The organism is Streptomyces hilarionis (assembly GCF_024539675.1).
Taxonomy (GTDB): Bacteria; Actinomycetota; Actinomycetes; order Streptomycetales; family Streptomycetaceae; genus Streptomyces; species Streptomyces hilarionis.
Genome location: NZ_JAHHIT010000453.1, coordinates 1 through 442, shown reverse-complemented (window position 1 = coordinate 442; position 442 = coordinate 1). Strand labels below are relative to the sequence as shown.

Below are 442 nucleotides of genomic sequence, written 5' to 3'. Positions count from 1 at the left end.
CCACGAGTTGAAGATCAAGGTTGAGGAAACAGACCAGGTCAACGACTACCTTAGCAACCTGATCAGCTCCACCGACATTGCCACTGTTTTCGTTGATCGAGAGCTGCGAATCAAATGGTTCACCCCTCGAGCAACGGATATTTTTAGCATGCTGGCGGTAGACGCCGGTCGGCCCTTGTTGGATATCACTCATCGCCTCAAATACCACGGAATGGCCGAGGATGCCATGTCAGTATTCGAGACTCTGAAGGGCATCGAACGCGAAGTCGCGAGTTCCGATGACCGCTGGTACATCGTGCGAATCTTGCCCTATCGTTCCAACGTGGATCAGATAGGCGGTATCGTTCTGACCTTTATTGATATCACCTCACGTCGCGAGGCTGAGCAAGAGCTTCGTTTGAGCGAAGAACGAATGCGCCTGGTCACAGAAAGCACCCATGAC

Annotated in this window: 1 protein-coding gene; it reads left to right on the top strand. The window is 52.3% G+C overall.

What is annotated here, in order from left to right:
- Window positions 1-442, top strand: a 442-nt coding sequence (locus KMS84_RS39100) for a PAS domain-containing protein (protein WP_256921335.1), incomplete at both ends; no start/stop codon positions are given.